Here is a 23400-nt window from a genome sequence, read left to right on the forward strand (position 1 = left end):
TTTTTTGTTTTGTGCTTGTTTGTTTGCGTCCACTGTATGGTTTTGAAATAATAACCCCTGGTTATTCAGCGAGGGAGTCTAGAGCTAACGCTCTAGACTCCCTCGCTTTTTCATGCCCCAAATTCCTGCCTGCTCAAAAAATAAGGTAAAACACCGCACATCTGGCCGATCATAAAGTTCCCTCCACCGCCTACTCTGCGCCCAAAGGGTTACTTCTTCTGAAGGCTACTGCTGGTTCTCTGTGCCCCTAGAAACAGAAGAAGAGCCACATAATGTAGAAAAGTCGGTAACCAAGGGTGCAGGCTAGAAACCTCTGGTTCCCCCATAAAGGGCAAGCATGAATGTCTATTTTTACGCACTAAAGATAATCTGGTAGGCCAGGAAGAACATGAGTGCCGCAATACCGGCATCGAGTACACGCCAGGCCTTAGGGTTAGCAAAGACGGAGCGAAGAAAGCGGCTACAGGAGGCTAAGAAGGTGAACCAAAGGACGCTCCCCGCGACAGCTCCGGCATAGAAGAACCAGCGGCTATCTCCCTGCTGGGCCGCAAGACCACCGATAAATACAATGGTGTCGAGGTAGGTGTGAGGGTTAAGGTAGGTCATGGCAGCAGCAAGTAGCAGAGCCTTGGCCAGGGTCTGCGGGCCTGATTCCTTGCTCGTGACTGTCAGCACAGAAGGGCATAGAGCCCGCCGAGCAGCGAAAAGGCCATAGACAACTAGGAAGAGCCCACCACCCCAGCGTAGAACTTCAAGAACACATACGGCAGAATCAGCCAGGGCACCCATACCAAGAACGCCCAGCCCAATGAGCAGGGCATCAGAGAAAATGCAGAACAGGGCGATAGGCCAGATAAAACGGCCAATAATACCCTGCTTGAGGATATAGGCATTCTGCGCCCCAATAGCCACAATGAGAGAGAGGGACGTCCCCAACCCCATAAGCACGGGTGCTAAAAAATTTGCTGCTACCACGCAACCCATCGTAGGTGACCTCAACCAATAATGCTATCTAATGAAAATTAAATAGCATAAGATTTACTTATGATACGTTTTACTACCGACCAGCTACAAACCTTTGTCACCGTCATTGAATATGGGACCTTTGAGGCCGCCGCAGACATTCTTGGGGTCAGTGCTTCTGCTATTTCACAGCGTGTGAAAGCTATGGAACAGCTCGCCGGTAAAGTCCTTCTCAAGCGAACTAACCCTGTTGTTGCTACCGAGGCGGGCCAGAGCGTTTTGCGGGTGGCGCGCCAGAGCGAGTTCCTGCATACCGAAATGATGCGTGAACTCGGTGGCGCTGAAGGTTCCCAGAGCGTAGCTGTGGCTGTCAACGCAGACTCTTTAGCTACCTGGTTTCTCAGTGCGGTGGGGGAGCTGGCTACCGAGGACCGGATCTTTTGCGACGTTCGCCGGGAAGCTGAATATCACTCATCTGCCCTCTTGCGTTCTGGTGAGGTAATGGCAGCGCTTACCTCCAACCCGGAACCCATCCCAGGGTGTGCCGTCGAGCGGCTCGGGGTGCTGCGCTACCGGGTAGTGGCTTCGCGCGCCTATATTGACCGTCATTTCCCGGATTACCCAGCAGTTACTGTAGAACAGTTGGGCCTTGCCCCTCTTGTGGAATTTGATCGTAAGGATTTTGGCCTTGCTTCGGCGCAAGAACTGCTCCTTGACCGGTTTGGATTGGGGCGGCAGGAATTACTTACCCCTCCTGTTATCTACCTGCCCAGCTCCCCGGACTATGTTAGAGCTGTGCTTTCGGGTATCGCCTGGGGGATCATTCCGGAGGTCCAGTGTGTTCGTGAGCTGGAGAATGGTGAGCTGGTGGAGCTGGCTGCAGAGCCGGTTGATGTGCCCCTCTATTGGCAGCACTGGAAGATTAGTTCACCTGTCTTGGAGAGATTAGGTGAGCGCGTGTATTCTGCGGCTTCTCGGGAGGGTGTTCTGAGGTAGAAGTGCTGCTGTAAAAAATTTTCTGTCTAAAGCAGTCGGTGGCTTTGCATTCCTAAAACTTTACATGTAAAGTAAATGGTGTTGAAAGAAAACACCTAGACAAGGAGAAAATCATGGCAGAACTGACCACCGGCACATGGAACTACGATGCAACCCATTCAGAAGTCGGTTTCACCGTCCGCCACGCAGGTATCACCAAGGTGCGCGGCAGCTTTAGCCAGGTTGAAGCAGAGCTCACCATCGCTGAAAACATTGCAGAATCAACCGTAGAAGCTACCGTAGGCATGGACTCCGTTAGCACCGGTAACGCAGACCGCGACGGCCACCTGCGCGGCGCTGACTTCTTCGACGCAGAAAACCACCCCGAGATGACCTTCACCTCCACTTCCTTTGAGCTTGACGGTCAAGACCTCACCATCGCTGGCAATCTCACCATCAAGGGTGAGACCCGCCCTGTCACCTTCACCGGCGAATTCACCGGTGCCGTTGTTGACGCCTTCGGTGCCACCCGCGCTGGTGCTTCGGTAACCACCACCATCTCCCGCAAGGACTTCGGTATTACCTGGAACGCCGCTGTAGAAGCTGGCGGAGTGCTTGTTTCCGATAAGGTGGTCATCAACCTGGATGTCGCCTTCATCGCCCCCGAGTCCTAAAGACTCCCGGCGCAAGAGCGTCGACGAGAACACTGTGTGTCATGTGGTCCTGCCCTCTGCTACCGTAAGGTAGCGGAGAGCAGGCCTTTTTAGTATGCACAGAAAAACTCCGCAATGAAATCGATAATCCCTCTGCAGCACATGAGGAACTTTCAAGAGCGCCTGATTTTGTAAAGCTAGCAGGGAAACGAAGTGGTTGATTGTGATACCCATATTCGGGAGCCCCTCGGGTGTCGATATTGGTAGCAGCACATGCACCCACGACACCCTACCTAAAATGTCAGCAACCCCCAATAAACTCAGAACCAGAAATAAGTACCCAATGATGAGAGGCTGAAGGTTCATGAGCAAGGACAACGCAACCAACGCCCAAAAAGGACAAGCGAGCACACCAGGATGATAACCAGGGCCAGAGCAACGGTAAAGCAAGCATGAAGCTGCGCGAGCTCAACGAAGCATACAAAGACAAAACCCACCCCCGGCACGATGAAGCCGTCAAAGAGCTCGAAAAACTAGCGAAGACGCTCACCCCACGCATGTCCGAATCTACTCTTACCGCCATCGGTATTATTAGCCAACGCATCACTCACGAGGCCCTCAAATAACTCTTCTCCAACCAAGACGAAACCACCCGGGCAAAACTCCACACCCATTTTGAAAACTATTTCGGATCCTTCTTCACCCACTTGTCAGCCCAACGCTACGTGCACAATCACCCCGAGGAAAACATCACCGTTGTAGACCCCAACAACAACGACTGGAATGAGTACCAGGTTCCCAGAGAAGACAATGACGGGTTGTTGCATATCTACTCCTCAAAGAACCCCAACAAAACCTCTCTGCGCAAGCAAGAACTAGCAATACATAACCTCATGTACGCCAGCGATACTCCTGAGAACCCACAACAGGCTCTCTTTGCAAGGGAAACCTACGCTAACCCCCATGAAAGCAACGCATCCCGCGGAGCAAAGAGCACCACCTTTTGCCAGCTCTTCCTGCATACCAGCGCCAGTAGACTCATCACCGGTGCCACCTTCACCGCACCGCTACCCGTGGCTGCTGAAACAATTTTTAGTTACTCCGTTGATATGGAAGCAGCCTTTGCGCTTGCTGGCCGATTCTGGGAGGATGCAGCAGACGATTTTGCACCTTTGATTGCACTAGCTGCTGCTACTAATCGCCTTGATACCGGCACCTATACAGCCGCCACAGCCCCCGATGTATCGAGCACAGGTAAAGTCTTCATCAATACAGCGCCAAAGCCTGCACCTGCAGATGAGCCTCACGTCTCAACAGAACAAGAAACAAATGGAAAAGAGTAGCTAAATCGCCAGCTACGTGGGGTTGCTTGCAATCATCAGGTCGATTTATTTATCTGTTTTTTCCTGGGAAGATGCTACTCATAGTGTGTATATACCGATGCAAAAACTAACAGGAAAAAACCAAGGCTCCACCTATGCAAGCTAACCTCACAACTACCAGCCTTGTCGCAGAACCAGCGACTGTTAAAAAGCTGCGTCTGCGCCGAGGCTTCACACTTGAATGGGTCTCCAAGCAAGTAGAACGTCAGAAGGGATGGGGATCAAAAGTAGAGAGTGGGAAAATCTACCTGACCGGAGAGAACCTCGAAAAATATGCCCATATTCTCGAAGTGCCAGTTGAGCTTATGGTCCGCCCGCTGCCGGCTGTCAGTGCGGAGGGACTCATACTCCGTAAGTGCCAGACCCCGCAAAAGACTGTAAATCGACTTGAAGACGAAGCAGAGCTACGAGTCGATGTATATACGGCTCCTTGAGATCACGAACCAACCCTCGGAACCCACCTTGACCCAGTTCAACATAGAAACCACCCCCAGGGAGCCGCAGGAGCAGCACACCAAATTCGTGAACGTTGGGGTGTAGGTAATAACCTTGTACAAAATTTGGCTGGATTCCTTGAAAGCGAGGGCATCATCATTGAACTGCCTTTGGAGATTCAAAAGGTCTCTGGTGTAACCTTCTGGGAAATGAAGCACCTTGCGCCTTTGATGATCTTTTCAGGTCATATCCCAGATGTCACTAAACGGCTTTACCATGGCTCACGATAACGCCCATCTAGTACTCGATAAAACCTCCCCTGTAGTGTGGAGTCACCTGCCGAGCTAGAGAAACCGTGCAGATACCTTTGCTGGAGAGCTTCTACCCCCTGCAAGTTAGTGCGTCGCCCATTCTTGGATATGCGTACTGGTGATGTAGATAGTTTGCTGCATTTGCCCTATTTCTGGGGATTGCACCCTATGAGTTTTGTAACGAGAGCAATCAAGGCAGGTGACATCAGCAAGGATGTTGCAACAGCTTGGTACAAGCGACTAAACGGCTCTGCTAAGAAGGTCATAGATCAGACTCCATGTGCTTACCCCGTACAACCGACAACGTTTACCCGCCTGCTGCAGAGACTCGGAGAATATGGGGGGGACAACAGGTAAGTTGATGCGCGAGCTTGATCTTTTGCCTTCTGGCTTTCGGAATGTCATGGGCGAAGAGCGCTGGAATTTTTCAGAGCAGCCTTTGCGCGGTGTTTTTAAATTTGTAGCTTAGTAGATTAATACCTCTATGAATCTGAAAAGAAAATCCATAGACTGGAACTCTCTTTGCAAAGAATATACTATTTTTGTTTGCTCCCTCTAAATAGTGTTGAGAGTTCAAGGACAAGACTTTCGATATTATACATCAGATATTGAAAACAGCGCGATCCACACGGGAGGTATTCCTTTTAATGCAGTTGCGGAATCTGCTAGATGGAAGGTGAGAATGAAATTATTTTAGTTTGTTCATTAATTAATGGAAGACTTGTAAGCAGCATAAAAATTTTTTAAAAATTCCATGCCACTCAAGCGTTAGAATTATGGATTCCTACGCTATTTTCACAGCTCCTGAAGTTACAAAATTTTTCAAACAAATCCTGTGCATTGTGATATATGCCGGAATATATTTTTATCACACGAGACTGCACGTTAAAATGAGCCAGTGCGGTTTAGTGAAATTTAGTGAGGGGTGCAGATATTTGTAGAACATATGAATCTGGCCCCAGCAGAAAACTAGGGCCAGATATAAATATTTTCATCACAAGGAAGGACTAAAATCTGTCAATCATTGTCTACCGTTAACATCTAGGTAGTTGATAACAGTCAGCACAAGACCAGTTAAGAACATACATATCCCAGCCACACCCATGAATCCCGGTTTACCAATCAAAAAGAGACTGATAAGGCCAATCCCTAGAGAAACCATAAGAATGGAATAATTTTTCTTTTCAAAATTTTTCATTATTTTTACTTTCTAAAGAGGAAGGGTGGTAGTTCCTCTGAGGTTGCACCCTCCACCCATGCCGGCCAAAACTCCTCCGCTAGTTACCGGAGGAGCCCCATTGAATAGAGCGTCGTTAACGCTGCCTCCAATGTAAAGACCACCATACAACTTGACTCTAACCGCTACAGATAACCGAGTTACCCGCGTTATATAGTTGCCCCTAAACAATCTTAAGTAACTAGTGTTCTATGCATTTTTTAGACTATAGATAATCCAAACCTGTTTTCTAAGCCAGGCGCTAAGAGCCGGTTACAGCCTGCCAGGCAAAATAAAGAGCGATAGCGGCTACCACGCCAAAGAGCGCCCAACGCCGCAACTTAGTCTCAAACCGAGCAGCCCTTATATCGGGGCGCTCATCTAAGGGCTCGTTCGGGTCAACAGGGGCAAGATTAGCGGGATTCGTGACCTCAGGTTTCTTATCAGCCACGCTCAACCTAACGCCAGCGAGTCGTCATCATTAGGCCAATCATCATCAGCCCGATACCGATACCAATATTCCAGTTGCCGATACCCGGAACAGGGTACAGAGACTGGGTGATATAGAAAACGATAATCCACAGCACACCCAGAATAATCAGGGAGAACATAATCACCCGGTACCAGAGCGGCGTAGGTGAGGGAAACTCCTCATCGCTATACATAGACTCAGCGATGCGGCGAAGCTCCGCCTCTTCAAGATCCTCATCGCGGATTGACTTAGACTCAGCCACATTTCCTCCAGTAGGGGGTGCCCCAGCAGTTGACAATAAAGTACGGTCACAACGATTTTAGCTCTAGCACCATAAAAAGTTCTAACATTGTAACGGTACACCCCTTTCGACCTGCCGAGGTACAACCTTGACTTCAAAGTCAGCACCCCAAACGTCACCCCGCCCCCAGGCGGCAGCTCAAGGTACCCCGCTGCAACTGACACTCTCGGTCGTGGGTGAGCTCCTTATTACCCTCGGACTCATCTTGCTTCTCTTCGTGGCCTGGCAACTCTGGTGGACCAACCTGGCCGCCAACCGGATCCAGGGCGATACCGTCCAAGGGCTAATTCAAGAATTCAACCCGACCACTACACCAGACTCCGCCAAAACAGCAGAAATACCCGCCTACGACCCAGCCAACCCGACGCTCACCCTATCTCCCAGCTATGGCCAAGCTTACGGAGTGGTCTATATCCCTAGGCTGGGTGCCGACTATACCCGCCCCCTGGCAGAGGGAGTAGGCAGCGACGTGCTCGACACTCTCGGACTAGGGCACTACCCCGAAAGCCAGGCGCTCGGGGCCTACGGAAACTTCGCCCTCGCAGGGCACCGGCAAACCAACGGTGCTGTTCTTGACCACATCGACCAACTCCAAACCGGAGACAACATCTATATCCGTACCGCCGAAGGCTACTACACCTACCGGGTCTACCAGTCACAGATCGTCCTCCCCAGCCAGGTAGAGGTTATAGCCCCCAACCCAGACCAGCTAGAAGCCCCCGTCGAAGAAGCCACCCGCCGCCTCCTCACCCTCACCAGCTGCCACCCGCGCTACGGCAGCACCGAACGCTACATCGTCCACGCAGAATTCGTCAGCTGGCAACCCAACCAGGCCGGACCCCCCGCCGAAATCGCCCCTGTTGCCGGCTCCTAAAAACCAACCCGAAAGACACACCACCATGTACGCCTGGATTTTCCGCCACCTGCCCGGCCCCCTCTGGGTCCGTATCATCACTGCCATCGCGCTCATCTGCTTGGCCGTTTACGGGCTCATGGAATACGTCTTCCCCTACCTTGCTCATTACAGCCCCTTCGGCACCGAGGTGACCATAGGGAACTAACCCCCCCACCCCGGCAGGCCAAAACCCGCCTGCGATAGAATCAAGGCAGCATCACGAAAGGGCGCACCATGACCAAAATCCTCGTTATCGATAACTACGACAGTTTTGTCTTCACCCTGGTCGGCTATATCCAGCAACTCGGTGCCGAAACCACCGTCATCCGCAACGACGAGCTCACCCTCGAACAAACCATCACCCTCGCCCAAGAGCACGACGGTCTACTTATCTCGCCCGGGCCCGGTGCCCCCGCAGATGCCGGAGTCATCATCGACACCATCACCTGGGCCGCCCAAGAACACAAACCCCTCCTTGGGGTCTGTCTGGGGCATCAAGCGATCGCAGAAGCCTTCGGCGGAGTTGTCAGCCACGCCCCCGAACTAATGCACGGCAAGACCTCCCAACTCGTCCACACCGGCCAGTCAGTCTTCAAAGGCCTACCCAGCTCCTTTACCGCTACCCGCTACCACTCCCTGGCTGTAGAACCCGATACCCTGCCGCAGGAACTCGAGGTTACCTCCAGTACCGATAAGGGAATCATCATGGGCCTACGCCACAAGCAAGCACCCATGCACGGTGTCCAGTTCCACCCCGAATCCGTGCTCACTGAAGGCGGCTACCTCATGCTGGGTAACTGGCTCGAAGAAGTAGGACTAGAAGGCGCCGCCGCCAAGGGAGCCGCCCTCTCACCCCTTATCGAAGGCAACGCCTAATACACCCAGCTCATATCAGTAAGCCTCCCTCCCCGTAGCTGGGGAGGGAGGCTTCTTACTGATATAGTCCCTCTGGCTTACTCTTTGTCCTTATTGCTACTACTAGTGCTAGGCGCAGGCCTTGGAGCTGCACTCGAAGAGCTAGGCGACGGTGACGCAGCAGGCTGAGTAGTTGCAGCAGGCTGGCTAGTTGCAGCAGGTTGGCTAGTTGCAGCAGCCGTGGGCGCAGGCGCAACCGTAGGTGCCGGAGCAACTGCAACACGGATAGTAATCGTTGAGCCCTGCTCCACCAGCGTGCCAGGTGCCGCACTCTGCGACACAACGGTACCCGCAGGCTGAGCAGACGTCGTGACGGTTTCAATGTTGGTGCTCAGAAGCGTATCGGCAGAGGTAAGAGCCGCAATAGCCGCATCCCTGCTCAAACCAACCAGGCTAGGAACCTCTACCTTGCCATTCGACAGAATAATATCAACGGTTGACCCAGCATCGGCCTGCGCGCCAGACTCAGGAGTAACCCCAATAACCATGCCAGCAGGAATAGTCGGGCTATTGACTGTAGTTGTACGGCCAGGAACAAAGCCAGCGGCCGTCAGAGTCTCACGGACATACTGCTCACTCTGGCCCTCCAAATTACCGGGAATCATCAGAACCGAAGGACCAGAAGACACCGTAACCACAATCTCGGTACCTTCCTCAGCCTCAAGCCCGGTCACAGGAGAAGTCTTAATAACAGAACCCTTCGGGATACTGTCAGAATGCTCCTCCTCAAACTTAAGAACATAGTTGAGGTTGCGAAGCTGAGTCTCAGCTTCCTCCTTGGTCTGGCCCTGAACAGCCGGGATCACATGCGTAGGAACCTTATTGAGCTCAGCCTGGTAGTAGAGCACAGAGCCCACACCAAAGGCCGCAAGGAAGATAATTAGCAGAGTGGTAAGAGCCTTACCCCACGCACTCCTACGACGCTTCTTACGCGCCTTAAGGGCATCCTCGCCGTAGCCGTACCCGTACAGCTCCTCATCGGTGAACTCTTCTTGCGCTGAGTCAAAGAAGCTGCCAAGACCGGCTTCCTCCGTCTCACGCTTATGATCAGGCAGAGCAGCCGCGCTCGCAAGGGTAGTGCCCAGGCCAGCGGCACTAAAAGCGGCGGTAGCCTCGGTGGGGTCCTGGACATCAAACGGAACGGTTGCCCCATCGGTTGACTTGAGAGCTTCAGAAAATTCTGCGGCGCTCTGGTAGCGGTCCGCTGGGTTCTTGCTCAGGCCCTTGAGAACAACCTGATCCAAAGCTGGCGAAATTTCCGCAGCATAGGTGCTGGGAGGCTGAGGGGCTTCACTCAGGTGCTTACCCGCCAGCTCGACATTCGTGGGAGCATCAAAGGGTGAGCAGCCTGCAAGCATCTCATAGACCACACAGGCGGCAGAATAGACATCGCTACGGGCGTCAGCTGTCTGGCCGCGAGCCTGCTCAGGAGAGATATAACGTGCTGTACCCATGACGGTGTTAGCCTTAGTAATCGCGTCACTGGCCTCTTCAGCCGCGCGAGCGATACCGAAGTCCATCACCTTGATCTGGGAGGGCTCCCCAAGCTGCTTATCCTCATCGGTCTGCGGAAGAATCATCACATTAGCTGGCTTGATATCGCGGTGGATAATTCCGGCGCTGTGGCTGTACTCCAAAGCCTCCAGAATCTGCACACCGTAAGCAAGAGCCAGGGCCTGATCAACGTCACCGTTTGAGATTGCCTCATGCAGGGTTGTACCCTGAACAAGCTCCATCACCATAAAAGGAACTGATACTTGGCTACTTCCTGACTGGATATCAAAAGCCCCGGTATCGTACACGGCCACAATGGAGCGATGGTTGAGAGCTGCAACAGCCTCCGCTTCACGCTGGAAGCGAGCACGGAAAATAGCGTCCTGAGCGTGCTCAGTCCGCAGAACCTTCAGCGCAACCTTTCGACCCAGACGAGTATCAACCGCTTCGTAGACAGTTGCCATTGCGCCGGAGCCGATAACGGCCCCAACCTCGTAACGCTGATCGATAGTTTCAGGAACCTGCTGGTCCATGTAGTCACCTATCATTTCCGGTGGAATCTAGTTGCCGGTTCCGGTGTCACTCGATGAGTCTGACCCGGAATCGTTATTATCTGACGGGGCGCTGGTTGAAGCGCTCGGGGAAGCTGTGGTGCTGGCCGGGGCCTTAGCCACATAGACATCAACACTGCTGCCGACCTCAACGCGTGAGCTTGAGGTGGGGGAAGTGCGCAACACGGTGCCTTCCTGGGCGCTACTGCTCTCTTCAAAGTGAATCTGAACATTGACACCCAGGGTGGTAATCGCCGCGATTGCATCTTCCGAGTTTGTACCCTCCAGATTACTGGGTAGGGTCACAGATTTGGGCCCTGTAGAGTACTGAACGGTGATGGTTTCGCCCACTTTCACACTACCGGTTGGTGATACCGAGAGTACAGTATCAACCGCAGCGTCGGAGGTAACACCTGTGGTCCGTGTGGAGAACCCCATTCCTGCCAGCTGGTTGACTACCTCATCGAGGGCACGGCCTTCAAAGTCAGCAGAAGTGATTTCAACGCGGGTGTCTTGCTGAGTCGTTGTTTCGGTACCGGGGGTAGGCGAAGCGCTTACCGTAGACACCGTTCCCGACGCCGTTGGCTTGGGGGTATCGGTCACCTGAGGCTGGCTGTTGTTAAAGACCACAAACCAGACAACGCCCGCAATGAGCAGTAAGGCCAAAACCAAAGAGACCCAACCCCAGGGGTTCTTTTTCTTCTGCTCCACAGCCCGCGGCGGGTAGCCACCGGGTGGCAGGGGGGCGGCACTGGGAACACGGGCCGTTGTGGGCTCAGGCTCATAGCGGACACCAGAACCAAACCGTGCCGCCGCGGAGGTGACACTCGTGGGTGCAGTCATCACCTGTGTTGCTTGAGTATCAGCACCCTGAGGGAGGAAATGCCCTAGGGGCGGTACAGCCTTAACAGCCGCAGGAATATCCCGCCGTCTAATCGCATCAATGGCTGAGGCCAGAGCGGTGGCGGTTTCAGGGCGGTCGGCGGGGTCCTTAGAGAGCAGGCACATAATCAGTGCTGCCGCTGGTGCAGGTACGTCCTGCGGTAGCGGTGGCGGAGGATCGTTTACCTGGGCAAGAGCAATAGCAATCTGTGACTCGCCAGTAAAGGGGCGACGGCCCGCCAAGCACTCGTAGCCGATAATACCCAGGGAGTACATATCGGAAGACTGCGTAGCCTGCTGGCCGGTAGCCTGCTCAGGAGCGAGGTACTGGGCGGTGCCCATAACCTGGCCGGTTGCGGTCAGAGGTACCTGATCAGCCAGTCGGGCAATACCGAAGTCGGTAACCTTAACACGCTCATCGGGGGTGATAATCAGGTTGCCCGGTTTGACGTCACGGTGAACCAAGCCCTGCGCGTGGGCTGCGGCCAGAGCGCGGGCAGTCTGCGCCATGATGTTGAGGATACGGTCAGCCGGGAGCTGCTTATCGCGCTCAATAATGTTAGAAAGCGGTTCGCCCGGCACCAGTTCCATGACCAGGTAGGCAGAGCCGTCTTCTTCGCCGTAGTCAAAGACGTTAGCGACACCGGGGTGATTGAGCAGGGCGGTGTGGCGCGCCTCGGCACGGAAACGCTCTAGGAAACCGGGATCGCCAGTATATTCCTCTTTCAGAATTTTAACGGCGACGGTGCGGCCTAGAACCTTATCGCGCGCCTTCCAGACCTCGCCCATACCGCCAATAGCGATACGCTCAGTCAGGGTGTAGCGACCACCGAGAGTCACATCTACCGAAGGCCTCACTTCTTTAACACCGCCTCAAAAAGTTGTTTACCTGCGGGAGCAGCAAGCTGCGCCCCTATTGTGACGTCTACACCTTCATAGACTACCGCGATAGCGACCTGCGGGTCGTCCGCCGGCGCGAAACCCGTGAACCAGGAATTATTTAAGCCGCTATCACCGATCTCAGCAGTTCCCGTTTTACCCGCAACCTTGACACCGTTCACGGAAGCCGCCGAGGCAATACCGTTATCAACATCGTTAACCATCCAATCGGTAACCTGGTTGGCGACATCCGCTGAAGTCGATCTTTTTAGCTCCTCAGCGGAGAACTCGTAGAGCGAACTCAGGTTGTGGGATTTAACCGACCGAATCAGGTTAGGTTTCATTTGCACACCGTCATTAGCAATCGCGGCACTCATCATGGCAACCTGCAAAGGGGTGGTCTTCACATCGTACTGTCCAATTGCCGCCTGTGCTAGCTGGCTTTTCTCCATGTTGGTGGGGAAGACAGACTGGGAAACAGGCAAGGGAATCCGTAGGTCTTGGCCGTACCCAAAGTTCTTAGCTGTCTGCGCGATTGTATCCTCACCCAGGTCCATAGCAATTTGCGCAAAAGGAGTGTTGCAGGACTGTGCTAACGCCCACTCTATAGTGGCAGTGGTTTGGGTTGAGCACTGACCACCTACATAGTTAGGCAGAGTGACATTGGTATTGGGCAGGGTGAGGTTCTGGGGGTTATCGATCACAGAATTTGCATCGTATTTACCCGACTCCAGGGCGGCTACAGCATCAATAATTTTGAAGGTAGAACCGGGCGCGTAGGTATCACCGGCAATAGCTCGGTTATAGAGCGGGTGGTTGGAGTCCTCATTTAAGGTCGCGTACTGGGCCAGCACCGACTCAGAATTATGGGAGGAAAGAGAATTGGGGTCATAGGAGGGAGTTGACACCATAGCCAGAATTTCACCGGTCTTGGGGTTCAGAGCCACGATTGCACCTTTATGACCGTCCAAGAGGGTATAGGCCAACTGCTGAAGTTCCGGGTCGATAGTAAGCTCAACACTTGCCCCCTGGGAAGATCCCCCGGTAAACATCTGGGCTAGACGATCGTAGAACTGGGCATCGGAGTTACCCGAGAGCTGCTCGTTCATTGCTGACTCAAGGCCGGTCGCCCCATAGATCGAGGAATAGTACCCAGTGATTCCGGCGTAAAGCTCAGGGGCAGAGTAGGTACGCTGGAAAGCGTAGCCATCATTCGACTCAACCGATGAAGCGATATCGACACCGTTCACCACGATAGAACCACGCTGCGAGCCGTAACTTTCGTAGAGGGTACGGGAGTTCCAGGCGTTGGCCTGCAAACTCTTGGCGTCAAAGAACTGGATGTAGGTCAAAGTGCCTAAGAGAAGTACAAAGACACACGAGGCGGCTATCCAGGCCCTACGGATTGCTTTATTCACCGCGAGAACCTCCTGCCCGGTTGCTTTCAGAGATACGAGATATGACGGCGGTAGCCCCTTCAGCTTCACGACCGTCGTAGTTGATGCTATCTGCTTCGTCGAAGGCCTCGACCACATGGGGGGCGCGAGCAGTATGGGAAATAGCTAGCAAAATAGCGACAATAACCCAGTTAGAGAGAAGGGAGGAACCGCCGGCTGACATGAAAGGTGTCGTCAGACCGGTCAGCGGAATCAGGCGGGTCACACCGCCGATGACGACAAAAAGCTGAATAACGATGAGTGCTGAGAAACCAGAGGCCAGCAGCTTACCGAAAGCATCACGCGTTCCCAAGGCTGCGCGAAAGCCGCGAGAGACCAGCAACAAGAAAAGCATGAGAATAGCGCCCAGACCCAGGAGACCCAGCTCCTCACCCAACGCTGTGATAATCATATCTGAGTTGGAATAGGAGACCAGATCAGGGCGCCCATTGCCCCAGCCCCGCCCAAAGAGGCCGCCCGAGGCCAGCCCGAACAGGCCCTGGACGATCTGCCCGGAACCGCCCAGCGGCTGGTTATAAATCTCGGGGTCAAAGGCATGAACCCAGGAGTTAATTCGGTAGTAGACGTGGGAGATGTAGGTATAGGCTAGGAAGCCACCTGCCGCTACGAAGAGCAACCCCAGCGCAACCCAGGTTAGGCGTCCGGTGGCTAGGAAGAGCATAGCCAAGAAGATGCCGAAGAAGAGGATAGCGGAACCCAAATCACGCTGGAAGACCAGAACACCCAAAGAAACAAGCCAGGCTATCATCATGGGTGCCATATCTTTGAAGCGGGGTAGGCGCACTGGCCCAATCTTCTTACCCGCCAGCATGATGAGATCCCGGTGGGCTGAGAGATAACCGGCGAAGAATATAGCCAGCGTAATTTTAGCGATTTCGCCGGGCTGGAAGGTACGCCCACCAACCGAGATCCAAATACGAGCGCCGTTAATCTCGGTGCCAATAAGTGGCAGCAAGGGAAGGATGAGCAAGACCAAAGATACCGTGAGAGAGATATAGGTGACCTTGCGGAGTACCCTATGGTCCCGCAGGAAAAACAGGACGATGGCAGAAACTACCATGGCCAGGCCGGTCCACATGAGCTGAGTTGAGCCAGCATTCGCCGGGGTAGTGAGGTCAATGCGGTAAATCATGGCTAACCCCAGGCCGTTGAGAGCAACCGCAATAGGCAGGATAAAGGGGTCAGCATAGCGAGCCCGAATGTACATCACAGTGTGCAGTATCAGGGCACCAATACCCTGGATAATCAGCGTCTGAAGCCACATACGATTGGCCAGCACCGCTTCTGCATCAACCAGGTACATGGCAGCAGGGCAGAGCAAAACTGCAAGAGCCGTCAGCACGAACTCGGTGAAACGGCGGGAGCGGGGCACATCGACCGGTTTGGGTGCGCTCACTGGTTACCTCCTTGTCCGGGACTAGCTGTTGGCGATGCAGACGGGATAGGCGCAGAGGCTGATGCACTCGGTGAAGCGGTAGTTACCGACCCAGGCTCCACCTCAGAGGGAACCTGCTCCCGAAGATTTTTTACAATCTGTTCGGCATCAGCCTGATTCCTTGCAGTAATCGTGCTGGTGAGCCTGGTCTGCGAATGTTCGGGCAGCGAACTGACCTCAATATCAGTTTCCTTAACCACAGAGTGAAGAGTGATAGGCCCAAGGGTTTGGTTAATACCGTTAAAGACCGCGACGTGGTTGTCTTTAACCCCCACGTAGTACTGTTCACCGGTCCAGGCGACAAAGCTCCAGACAGTAGCAAGAGCGACAGCCAGGGTTAGTACAACCACAAAAATGCGCATGGGCCAGCGGTGGGGAGAAGGTTCCACCAGATTACTGAGGGCAGCCCGGTACTCCTCGGGTAGCTCAGCGGGCTCCACAGACTGGTCCTCTGCCGGATGCGACAGAGTGCTCAGCGTTTTCGCTGTTCGCGCGGTAACAGCCGGAATCATGCCGGTCTGGGTAGCGTTCGCAGCTGATCCCACCAGGTCGTGGGGGCGCTCAGAAAGTTCCTGACGAAGAATAGAAGCGGGGGTCGGCACATCCTCGGCACCATCAGTTACCGGGTGCGAAGTATCCACGCCGGCTTTAACGCTCATAGTATTGAGCACGCCGTCTGTAAAGGACTCACCACGCCACTTACCATGACGCAGGGCGTTGTGTACCTTAGCGTGCTGCGGCATCCGCCGCCGCCAAGGAGCCTGATGGCGAGAACTGCCCCCGTTGCTACTGTCATCGGTGTCTACGTTTGTTTCTTCGACGGTTTGCTCAGATAGCTGAACCCCAGATTCCTGCTCAAGGGTGGGATGAACACCCACAAGCTTGCCGTCAGCCCCGTACTTACGCACCGGAATAATCGGTTGCGGTGCAGTGACCGCCGCCGACAGGGAGTCCTCATTAATGACCGACAGGGCGACAACGGTGACATTATCGGGGGCACCGCGCTCTAGGGTCATATCAACCAGCACATCAACCATCTGGCGCAGGTCACCGGTTGACCGCATAACAGCCTCAATCTCCTGGACTGAGACCACAGCATCCAGCCCATCGGAACTCAAGAGCCACTTCTCGCCCACCTGGGCATCTAAAGTGCGAAGCTCCAGCTCAGGGGAGGCATCGACATCGCCCAAGACGCGCATAATCACATTCTTGTGCGGGTGAAGCTCAGCCTCATCGGGGCTAATCCGCCCCTCCTGCACAAGACGTTGAACAAAAGTGTGGTCGGTCGTGATCTGCTCAAAAATGCCGTCACGCAAACGGTAGGCCCGCGAGTCGCCGATATGAGCCATCTCAATCTGGTCACCGTCAATCAGCAAGGCCGTGCAGGTGGTCCCCATGCCGGCCAGCCGAGGGTTGAGGCCCACTAGCTCATTCATGATGATATTGGCGTTCACAATCTCATCGGCCAGGTAGATTCCGGCATTGCCCTCAAAACCTGCACGGTCAAGCGGAGCCAAATCGAGGACCGTAGTAGCAGATGCGACATCGCCACCAACATGGCCACCCATACCATCGGCAACTACCGCTAGGTAGTGCCCGGCGTAGCCGGAGTCATCGTTCTTAGAGCGCACACGACCCACATCGGATCGAGCCGCAAAACGGAAAGCGATACTCATTAACTAGTCTTTCAACTGCATGGTTGTGCGACCCACACGGAAAGACTGCCCCACCTGAACAGGGGTGGCGCGGGTGAGTCGCTGATCGCCAATAAAGGTGCCGTTGGTGGAACCCATATCCTCAAGGAACCAGCGGGACCCTTGCGGAAAGAGACGGGCGTGACGGCCCGAAGCGTAGTCGTCCTGTAAAGAAACCTCAATGTCGGTGGCACGACCGATCGTCACCGGGGAATTACCCAGTCGCATGCTGGCACCTGCCTGGGCGCCGTCAACAATAGTCAAGAGTGAAGGTCGAACCGGGGGTACTGTGGGAGCTGGGTGGGCCGGGGTCGGCGGGACAGCCGCCATCGGCGCGTCCATCTGGGCTCGGGTAGTACGAACATTACGCCCCACACCCAAATCACGGCGAGAAGCGGCAAGCACCATAAAGACAAAAAGCCACAGCAGAATAAGGAAGGCAAAACGCAAAACCGTCACGGTTATTTCAGATGCCACAAGCTACCCCTTACGGACCATGAGACGGAAAATGATACGAGCACGACCCATTTCAATCACCGCGCCGTTTTTAATTTCAACGCGGCCAATCAAACGCCGCCCATTAACGTAGGACCCGTTGGTTGACCCCAAATCAACAGCCAGGTAGGTGTCATCCTGCTGAACGATTTCAAGGTGACGGCGGGAAACGCCGGTGTCCTCAACAGTAATATCGGCATTTGAGCCGCGCCCCAGAGTGACGGGCAGATCCTTTACAGCAAGGCGCTCGCCGTTAATTTCAAGCACAACCTGTGGCTTGGGGGCCGGTCGCTTGGGCTGGGGGAGCTTGTGAGCCGGGACTGGCTCGGTAGGAGGTGGAGCGGCTGGCTTGCTGATACGCGAGGGCAGGGAATCTTGGGCAACAGCAGGCGGAAGGTGCTGTGCCGGGGCCTCCTGGGGGGAGGCAACCTTCTGCTGGGAACCCGTGACTTCAAAATCACCGGGTTCTAGCTGATCACCCAGGGTGAACGTCACGCGCACAGAACCGCGCAAGGAATAGCCCTGGTCGCGGGCGTGGCGGATAACAACATCGCACAGCTCCTCAGCTAGGGGCACACCCCACTGCTGGGCCCGTGAAAAATCGGGGGCTGAGAACTCCACGGTAAAAACGTTGGGTGCCAGGGTACGGCCATTGGATACGGCGTAAGCCTTGTTGTCCATTTCGGTACGCAGACGGTTAGCGATATCAACCGGCTCAAAGGTGCCACCCTTGCCGAAGGTGCCGCGCACAGCCTTTTCTAGGCCCTGTTCAAGTTTGTCGATGAACCCCATGCTTGCCTCCTTCAACATCACATATCAGGCTTACCACCCTGAAGATAGCGGGCGCTCTGAAACTGGTTAATACGCAGGGTTAGCGTATAGCCTAAGCATCTAGTCTAGTGGATAACCGTAAAAACTCCCCGAGACAAGCTGGTAAATACCTGCTACTTACCCCTCTTAAATCTGAGGGCCCCTATGGGGGTTATAGCCAGGGTGGCTGGTCACCCCCATCTCATTAGTTATCAAAAGCTCCGGGCTGAGTCGCCTGTAGCCCACTGGGTGTCCCATGAAGTTTTTTGAGATGGATTCTCCTGCTGATCCGTATGCAGGGGCGTACGAGCATGAGAGCTGAGCCGACAACAAAAAACCAGGTCCCTGTCTCAACGGTTTCTTGCGAGAAAAAGAGAAAGGACCCGATGAGGAAAATAAGTCCGATGAGGATATCGTTACAGATTGAGAGCGTTTCGTAGCGGCCTTGAATAATGAGCTCGTCACGGCCGAAAGTCAGTCTTATATCCTGGGCTGAGTCATTCATTGTTCCATCATTTCACGCCTTACAACCAGAAGGCCCCTATTGTGCTGGATGCCATAAGACCCTCAAGTAGACGTGTCGGTCTCTAGCGTGTATAGTTATCTTCGTTGCCCATTGAGCAACTCAAAAAAGAATAATGCGCAAGTGGCGGAATTGGCAGACGCGCTGGCTTCAGGTGCCAGTGATCGCAAGATCGTGGGGGTTCAAGTCCCCCCTTGCGCACCACGAGAATAAACCCGTTTCCCCAGGTGAGAGCCAGGGAAAGCGGGTTTTTCTCTGCCCTAAAACAGCTCTGTGATACTGATTTGATACTCGTTTGCCCAGCAACCCTGTATCAAAGCAGGTGAGAACCAGGGCTAAAGAACCCTGCCCGATGCCAACAAGGGGCCTATCTTAGAAGCCTGCGAGCGCTGGGAACTGTGGGCTGGTGCTCATGGCTCCCAGATTAACAGAGACCCACAACACGATGGGTCAGTTCTTGGTTTACCTGCTACGAGGCACTGACCAGCTTTCTAGTTGCTGGGCTATCTGCTCAAAGGTCAGGGCGTGCTCTGCTACCTGAACAACGAACTGGGCCTGCTGGCTGTCTTCTAGCTCCTGCGGGGAAAGAATATCCCAGCCGTTCAGGTACATGAAAAGGACGGTGCAGGTGTAGGCAGTGCGCTTATTGCCGTCCGTGAAAGGGTGATTCTGGACCAGTGCTTCTAGGAGAGCTGCGGCCTTATCGAAGATACCAGGGTAGAGTTCGTGCCCTGCGTAGCTGGTGGCTGGTCGGGCGAGAGCGCTTTCTAGCAGATGTTCCCCACCAGGTTTTAGATGCTGTCCGGGTGCTAGACGGGCGTGGACTGTTAGAGCATCTGTGAGGGCTATGTACCGCATGAGAGGGGCGGCTGGGCTACTGGGTAGCCAGGATAGCGTTTACTCCTTCCAGCCTGTCGAGAACTGTCTCTAAGGCTTCTTGGAAGTCCTGGCTGGTGGTGGTTTCTGGTGCGATGGTAGTCATGTTGGTGTGCCTTCTAGCAGGCTAGGGGTTGGTGGTCTCCTTGTGAGATGTGCTTAAGCCTAGCGTTAAGGGTGGCGATGTGGCTAGGGGTTGGTGGTGTGTTGTCGGTATCTGCGAGAGCTTGCAGTGATGCTGAGGTTGCACCTAATAATGAGCTTGGGGTGTCTTGGTGCCTGGTGAGTTTTTCTCTGGGGTGGGTAGTTATTCCTATGTCTATGTCTTTATCTATACGGCGTGACGTTATCTATGGGGTGGCATAAAAAGAGAGAGCAGACGGTTTAGGTCTGCCCTCTTGGTTATTGCAAGATTCCCCCGCTGCCCGGTGTGGCTGTGGCCCATTGGGAGTGTGGGTTATACCCTGGCGGGTAATCTCCTATCCCGGTTGTGGGGTTTGTGGCCTCTGATGGTAGGAAGTTCTCTGCTTGGTCTTGCTCTGCCTTTTTCTGTTTCTCTCGCTCTCTGTCAAAAGCACTTTTCAGGCTTTCATTAGGGGGTCTATAGGGGTTCAAGTCCCCCTGCGCACCAAGAGCCTTTATTCAAAGGCTGTAAACCCGGGTTTGAGAGTTTTTCTTGGGCCCGGGTTTTGTGTTCTAGGGGCATTCAATGATGGGCGCCTTGGGTTTTCTCGAGTAGCTACAGGGTGTGTGCAAAGAGGTCTTACTGTATGTTTCCTCTTGTTTTAGGCTCTTTGGGGGTGGCTGGGGTGGCGCGTGTGCTCGTGGTACGGTGGTGCTGATGTTCTGTGTGAGTTGACCGTTTCTGGCGAAGAGCTAAGCGTATATATAGATATAGCTAAGACGCGTACTACCTGAGCGCTTTGATAAGAAGTGCATGGTGGTGGTTCCTCAACCTGAAACTGGGCTTGCTCCGGCGGGTGATGATGAGCTAGATGCTGAGCGCCGGAATTAGCTTCGGGAAGACAATAGAAGGATTGGTATGGCTGATATCAGATTCAGTTATGAGCTTTTGCAAGAACTCATCGATACATTCGGGGACGTTAAAACAGTGTTCGAAGGCTACGGTACATCAACGGCGGGTACCGTGGATAGTGATGACCCAGTAGCTCATCATCATGCTGATGTTGTGAAGGGCCAAGAGGGTCAGTTGATGGCGGCAACTGTAGCTTCGTTGGGTAATGCTCGTGATGGCACGCTAGCGGTTTTCGATGATTTTAAGAGCGCTGATTTAGCGGGAGATGGGAAGTAAAGAATGAGCACTCGTCCTTCTGACTGGTCCCCCTTAACTGGTGGGGACCCATGCCCCGGTGATCCTGCAGCGTATACATCAGTGATTTCTCATTGGCTAGAGCGTGCGACGGGTGCCCAGGCACAGGCTAATAAGTTGCAGGGTATTACCTCTGTTGATGCTGAGTCGAATCGTATTCGTCGTATTGAGCAGGTTGCTGCCGAGGGGCAGATGGCTTTGGGTAATATGGCTGATACTTTTGTTGCGGTGAGGGATGTGTTACAGGGGTGGCAGACCACACTAAGTGATTTGCAGGCGCGTGCCGACGAGGCCTTGGGTAAGGCACAGAGAGCGCACACGACTGTGGTGGATTCTTCTGCTCAGATTGGGACTTTAGGCGCTATTGCCGGTAAGCAGAATGAGCAGGATCGGGTGAGGATGGCTTTACTGCAGCAGGAGGTAGCTGTTGCTCAGGGTGTGATTGCCTCAGCGCAGCTTGAGGTGGATGGTATTCGTGCTGAGTATGCGCGGGAGTCTGCCGCTGCAGTGGCTGCGTATGTGTTGAATGTTTGAGGGCCTGTGGACTGCCGGTGGTAGTGCGTCTTCTAGTGGGGGTGGCTTTGGTTCTTCAGTGGATGATGTGAAGGGCACTTTACTGGGGGATTTGAGTGATGAGCGGGTGCAACAGTTAAAGGATTTGGCGGCGGCTGCTAATAACGGGCCGGTTGAGTTCGAGGCGTTTTTGGGAGCGTTGTCGGAGCTGGATGCGGGTTCTATCGCTGAGTTTTTTGGTGAGTATCCTGAGCTGGCGCGGTACCCGCTGGGTGGTACGGGTGATGATGTGTGGGATACTGCGGTATCGAAGTCTTGGTGGGCTAGTTTGGATGCTGATCAGAAGGCTGCCCTGGCGCACAGTGCTTGCGGTATGGTGGGTAATTTGAATGGTGTGCCGTATTCTGACCGGAATGTGGCCAATCGTTGGTTGTTGCATGATTTGTTGGCTAATGAGTCTTTGGATGATGCGACACGTGCGGCCTTAGTGCAGTTGCAGGAAGCGTCAGCTTATAAAAAGGGCAAAAAAGCTCCTCGCCTTATTCTTTCGTTGGATATATCGAACTCTCGTATTGATGATGGTTTTGATGAGAATAATGTTCTGGCAGTTGTATCTGTTGGAGACGTAGATTCGGCTGATGCTACGACTGTTATGGTTCCGGGTATGGACAACAGTGTGGGGCGTAGTATCAAGGATTTAACGCTGAATGCCCAGGGTATGTATGACAAGCAAAGGAATGAACTAGATAGGCTAGGGAAAAAAGAAGATGTTGCCACAATTGCATTTTTAGGGTATGATACGCCAAATATTGAATCAACCGTTGATGGCAGGTCTGATTCAAGTGGATACCGAGAGCGAAGCGCAGCTATGCGAGGGGTCCCAATTTCGAAAAAGCCATCACAAAGTGTGTTAAGCCCTGAAATGGCTCAGCAGGGCGGTCAAAAACTTGCTAGTTTCTATGACGGCTTGAACGTCACTAAATCTTCTAACACTGATATCCCTGAATACGGGGCGGGCAAGACGGACGCTTATAACGACCCATTTGTTTCTATTAACGCCCATTCCTACGGTACGACCACAAGTGCGGAAGCGCTTGGGCTCTCTCAGACAAGCGTGAACAATGCGGTGTTTTATGGTTCCGCTGGTTTAACGTGGGATGCCGTGAGGAAAGCTAACGCTGGTGAATGGATGCTAGAGCGTGATGCACAGGGGCAGCAACACCTGTCGTATGTGCATTCCCCGCATGACTGGCTGGCACCTATCGGTGCTTTTGGCGCTGGGCGTAAGGGGCCTGGTGATATTGATTTTGCGCAGGATTTTAGTGATGCTGCGGTTATCGATAGCGAGGGTAATTATTGGTATAACGTGGAGCATCATCCGGTGAATACTACTACTCAGAGTTGGGGCTGGAGCTTGGTGACAGATCCAGGGTTTGGTACTCAGCGAGGCTATTGGTCTAATGATTCTGCGACTATATTGTTTGGGTCTCAGCGTTCTTTGGGCGATCTAGTATCACAGAGTGACTTGGTGACGGTAGAGGCTTTTTATACGGTCAAGGGTGACGGTACTGGTTATGGTTCTGACACAGTGAGTGTACGTATTCCTGTATCTGCTTGGCAGTGGGAACATGCTTCTGATGAGGAACGTAAGGAGTTATTGCAAAAGATGATGGCCTCGCAGGGAATTTCTGGGCAGTAGGTAGTTGGGTAGGCTGATGATGTGGTTTTGCTGTTCTTATGAAAGGGGCCTGTAATGGTGTCTTCTATTATTCGGTTTTGTGCCGTGTTAGGTATGGTTTTTCTTATGGCAGGGTGTGGTTTGATGCAGGGTTCTTCTCGGGTTGCTTCTGCTGAGCAGCAGCGTGTGATTGTGGATGAGTTTTGGTCTTTGTTCCCTGGTACGGTGGAGGCTACGGGTACTGATCCTTCTCATTTTGTGTATG

25 protein-coding genes and 1 tRNA gene are annotated in these 23400 nt (G+C 53.6%); 13 read left to right on the forward strand and 13 right to left on the reverse strand.

The window, feature by feature from the left end:
* Nucleotides 1-351: 351 nt before the first annotated feature.
* Nucleotides 352-975: a LysE/ArgO family amino acid transporter gene (locus tag ACN082_RS10200; RefSeq protein WP_419100753.1), complete on the reverse strand. Its 624-nt coding sequence runs from the start codon at nt 973-975 to the stop codon at nt 352-354.
* Between the two features lie 69 nt (nt 976-1044).
* Between ACN082_RS10200 and ACN082_RS10205 the strand changes: the two genes are divergently transcribed.
* From ACN082_RS10205 to ACN082_RS10225, 5 genes are all read left to right on the forward strand, one after another.
* On the forward strand, nt 1045-1959 hold the full coding sequence (locus tag ACN082_RS10205; RefSeq protein ID WP_419100754.1) for a LysR family transcriptional regulator ArgP: 915 nt from the start codon (nt 1045-1047) through the stop codon (nt 1957-1959).
* A gap of 113 nt (nt 1960-2072) precedes the next feature.
* Entirely contained in the window at nt 2073-2612 is a 540-nt protein-coding gene (locus ACN082_RS10210; RefSeq protein ID WP_419100755.1) for a YceI family protein, read from the forward strand.
* A 431-nt stretch (nt 2613-3043) separates the two neighbouring features.
* Nucleotides 3044-3217, forward strand: coding sequence for a hypothetical protein (locus tag ACN082_RS10215; RefSeq protein WP_419100756.1), 174 nt, complete (start codon nt 3044-3046; stop codon nt 3215-3217).
* 81 nt (nt 3218-3298) lie between these two features.
* Entirely contained in the window at nt 3299-3934 is a 636-nt protein-coding gene (locus tag ACN082_RS10220; protein WP_419100757.1) for a hypothetical protein, read from the forward strand.
* A 134-nt stretch (nt 3935-4068) separates the two neighbouring features.
* A complete protein-coding gene (locus ACN082_RS10225; RefSeq protein ID WP_419100758.1) occupies nt 4069-4407 on the forward strand; it encodes a helix-turn-helix domain-containing protein in 339 nt (112 codons plus the stop codon).
* 1333 nt (nt 4408-5740) lie between these two features.
* Here the strand turns inward: ACN082_RS10225 and ACN082_RS10230 are convergent.
* From ACN082_RS10230 to ACN082_RS10240, 3 genes are all read right to left on the reverse strand, one after another.
* Nucleotides 5741-5917 (reverse strand): hypothetical protein, encoded by a 177-nt coding sequence (locus tag ACN082_RS10230; RefSeq protein ID WP_419100759.1) that lies wholly within the window; start codon nt 5915-5917, stop codon nt 5741-5743.
* A 280-nt stretch (nt 5918-6197) separates the two neighbouring features.
* Nucleotides 6198-6386: a hypothetical protein gene (locus ACN082_RS10235; protein ID WP_419100760.1), complete on the reverse strand. Its 189-nt coding sequence runs from the start codon at nt 6384-6386 to the stop codon at nt 6198-6200.
* A 7-nt stretch (nt 6387-6393) separates the two neighbouring features.
* Nucleotides 6394-6669: a cell division protein CrgA gene (locus tag ACN082_RS10240; RefSeq protein ID WP_419100761.1), complete on the reverse strand. Its 276-nt coding sequence runs from the start codon at nt 6667-6669 to the stop codon at nt 6394-6396.
* A 127-nt stretch (nt 6670-6796) separates the two neighbouring features.
* On the opposite strand from ACN082_RS10240, the gene ACN082_RS10245 reads away from it, so the two are divergent.
* The 3 genes from ACN082_RS10245 to ACN082_RS10255 all read left to right on the forward strand — a co-directional run bounded on the left by ACN082_RS10245 (nt 6797) and on the right by ACN082_RS10255 (nt 8479).
* Nucleotides 6797-7582 carry a class E sortase gene (locus ACN082_RS10245; protein ID WP_419100762.1) on the forward strand — a complete coding sequence of 262 codons (786 nt, stop codon included), beginning with the start codon at nt 6797-6799 and terminating at the stop codon, nt 7580-7582.
* Between the two features lie 25 nt (nt 7583-7607).
* Nucleotides 7608-7769, forward strand: a complete 162-nt coding sequence (locus tag ACN082_RS10250; RefSeq protein WP_419100763.1) for a hypothetical protein — start codon at nt 7608-7610, stop codon at nt 7767-7769.
* A 68-nt stretch (nt 7770-7837) separates the two neighbouring features.
* Nucleotides 7838-8479, forward strand: coding sequence for an aminodeoxychorismate/anthranilate synthase component II (locus tag ACN082_RS10255; protein ID WP_419100764.1), 642 nt, complete (start codon nt 7838-7840; stop codon nt 8477-8479).
* Between the two features lie 77 nt (nt 8480-8556).
* Here the strand turns inward: ACN082_RS10255 and pknB are convergent, their stop codons facing one another.
* From pknB to ACN082_RS10295, 8 genes are all read right to left on the reverse strand, one after another.
* On the reverse strand, nt 8557-10545 hold the full coding sequence (gene pknB / locus ACN082_RS10260) for a Stk1 family PASTA domain-containing Ser/Thr kinase (RefSeq protein WP_419100765.1): 1989 nt from the start codon (nt 10543-10545) through the stop codon (nt 8557-8559).
* A 27-nt stretch (nt 10546-10572) separates the two neighbouring features.
* The gene (locus ACN082_RS10265) at nt 10573-12303 is read right to left on the reverse strand and encodes a protein kinase domain-containing protein (protein WP_419100766.1); all 1731 of its coding nucleotides are present in this window, start codon (nt 12301-12303) and stop codon (nt 10573-10575) included.
* Complete coding sequence (locus tag ACN082_RS10270; protein ID WP_419100767.1) at nt 12300-13742, reverse strand: peptidoglycan D,D-transpeptidase FtsI family protein; 1443 nt, start codon at nt 13740-13742, stop codon at nt 12300-12302. The genes ACN082_RS10265 and ACN082_RS10270 overlap by 4 nt, the downstream gene beginning before the upstream one ends.
* Complete coding sequence (locus tag ACN082_RS10275) at nt 13735-15177, reverse strand: FtsW/RodA/SpoVE family cell cycle protein (RefSeq protein WP_419100768.1); 1443 nt, start codon at nt 15175-15177, stop codon at nt 13735-13737. The genes ACN082_RS10270 and ACN082_RS10275 overlap by 8 nt, the downstream gene beginning before the upstream one ends.
* Nucleotides 15174-16892 carry a PP2C family protein-serine/threonine phosphatase gene (locus tag ACN082_RS10280; protein WP_419100769.1) on the reverse strand — a complete coding sequence of 573 codons (1719 nt, stop codon included), beginning with the start codon at nt 16890-16892 and terminating at the stop codon, nt 15174-15176. Before ACN082_RS10280 ends, ACN082_RS10275 begins: the two co-directional genes overlap by 4 nt.
* A 3-nt stretch (nt 16893-16895) precedes the next feature.
* A complete protein-coding gene (locus ACN082_RS10285) occupies nt 16896-17387 on the reverse strand; it encodes an FHA domain-containing protein FhaB/FipA (RefSeq protein WP_419100770.1) in 492 nt (163 codons plus the stop codon).
* A gap of 3 nt (nt 17388-17390) precedes the next feature.
* Nucleotides 17391-18197, reverse strand: coding sequence for an FhaA domain-containing protein (locus ACN082_RS10290; RefSeq protein ID WP_419100771.1), 807 nt, complete (start codon nt 18195-18197; stop codon nt 17391-17393).
* Nucleotides 18198-18420: 223 nt separating this feature from the next.
* Nucleotides 18421-18720 (reverse strand): YrhK family protein, encoded by a 300-nt coding sequence (locus ACN082_RS10295; protein WP_419100772.1) that lies wholly within the window; start codon nt 18718-18720, stop codon nt 18421-18423.
* A 135-nt stretch (nt 18721-18855) separates the two neighbouring features.
* Here ACN082_RS10295 and ACN082_RS10300 point away from each other — a divergent pair.
* Nucleotides 18856-18942 (forward strand) — tRNA-Leu (locus ACN082_RS10300).
* A gap of 258 nt (nt 18943-19200) precedes the next feature.
* Here the strand turns inward: ACN082_RS10300 and ACN082_RS10305 are convergent.
* Nucleotides 19201-19596, reverse strand: coding sequence for a type II toxin-antitoxin system death-on-curing family toxin (locus tag ACN082_RS10305; protein ID WP_419100773.1), 396 nt, complete (start codon nt 19594-19596; stop codon nt 19201-19203).
* Between the two features lie 1060 nt (nt 19597-20656).
* On the opposite strand from ACN082_RS10305, the gene ACN082_RS10310 reads away from it, so the two are divergent.
* The 4 genes from ACN082_RS10310 to ACN082_RS10325 form a co-directional block, all read left to right on the forward strand.
* The gene (locus ACN082_RS10310; RefSeq protein WP_419100774.1) at nt 20657-20926 is read left to right on the forward strand and encodes a hypothetical protein; all 270 of its coding nucleotides are present in this window, start codon (nt 20657-20659) and stop codon (nt 20924-20926) included.
* 3 nt (nt 20927-20929) lie between these two features.
* A complete protein-coding gene (locus tag ACN082_RS10315; RefSeq protein ID WP_419100775.1) occupies nt 20930-21478 on the forward strand; it encodes a hypothetical protein in 549 nt (182 codons plus the stop codon).
* A gap of 58 nt (nt 21479-21536) precedes the next feature.
* Entirely contained in the window at nt 21537-23156 is a 1620-nt protein-coding gene (locus ACN082_RS10320; RefSeq protein ID WP_419100776.1) for an alpha/beta hydrolase, read from the forward strand.
* 54 nt (nt 23157-23210) lie between these two features.
* The coding region (locus ACN082_RS10325) for a hypothetical protein (protein ID WP_419100777.1) at nt 23211-23400 on the forward strand (190 nt) is incomplete at its 3' end.

Source organism: Rothia sp. CCM 9417 (assembly GCF_048513575.1).
In the GTDB taxonomy this organism is placed as follows: Bacteria; Actinomycetota; Actinomycetes; order Actinomycetales; family Micrococcaceae; genus Rothia.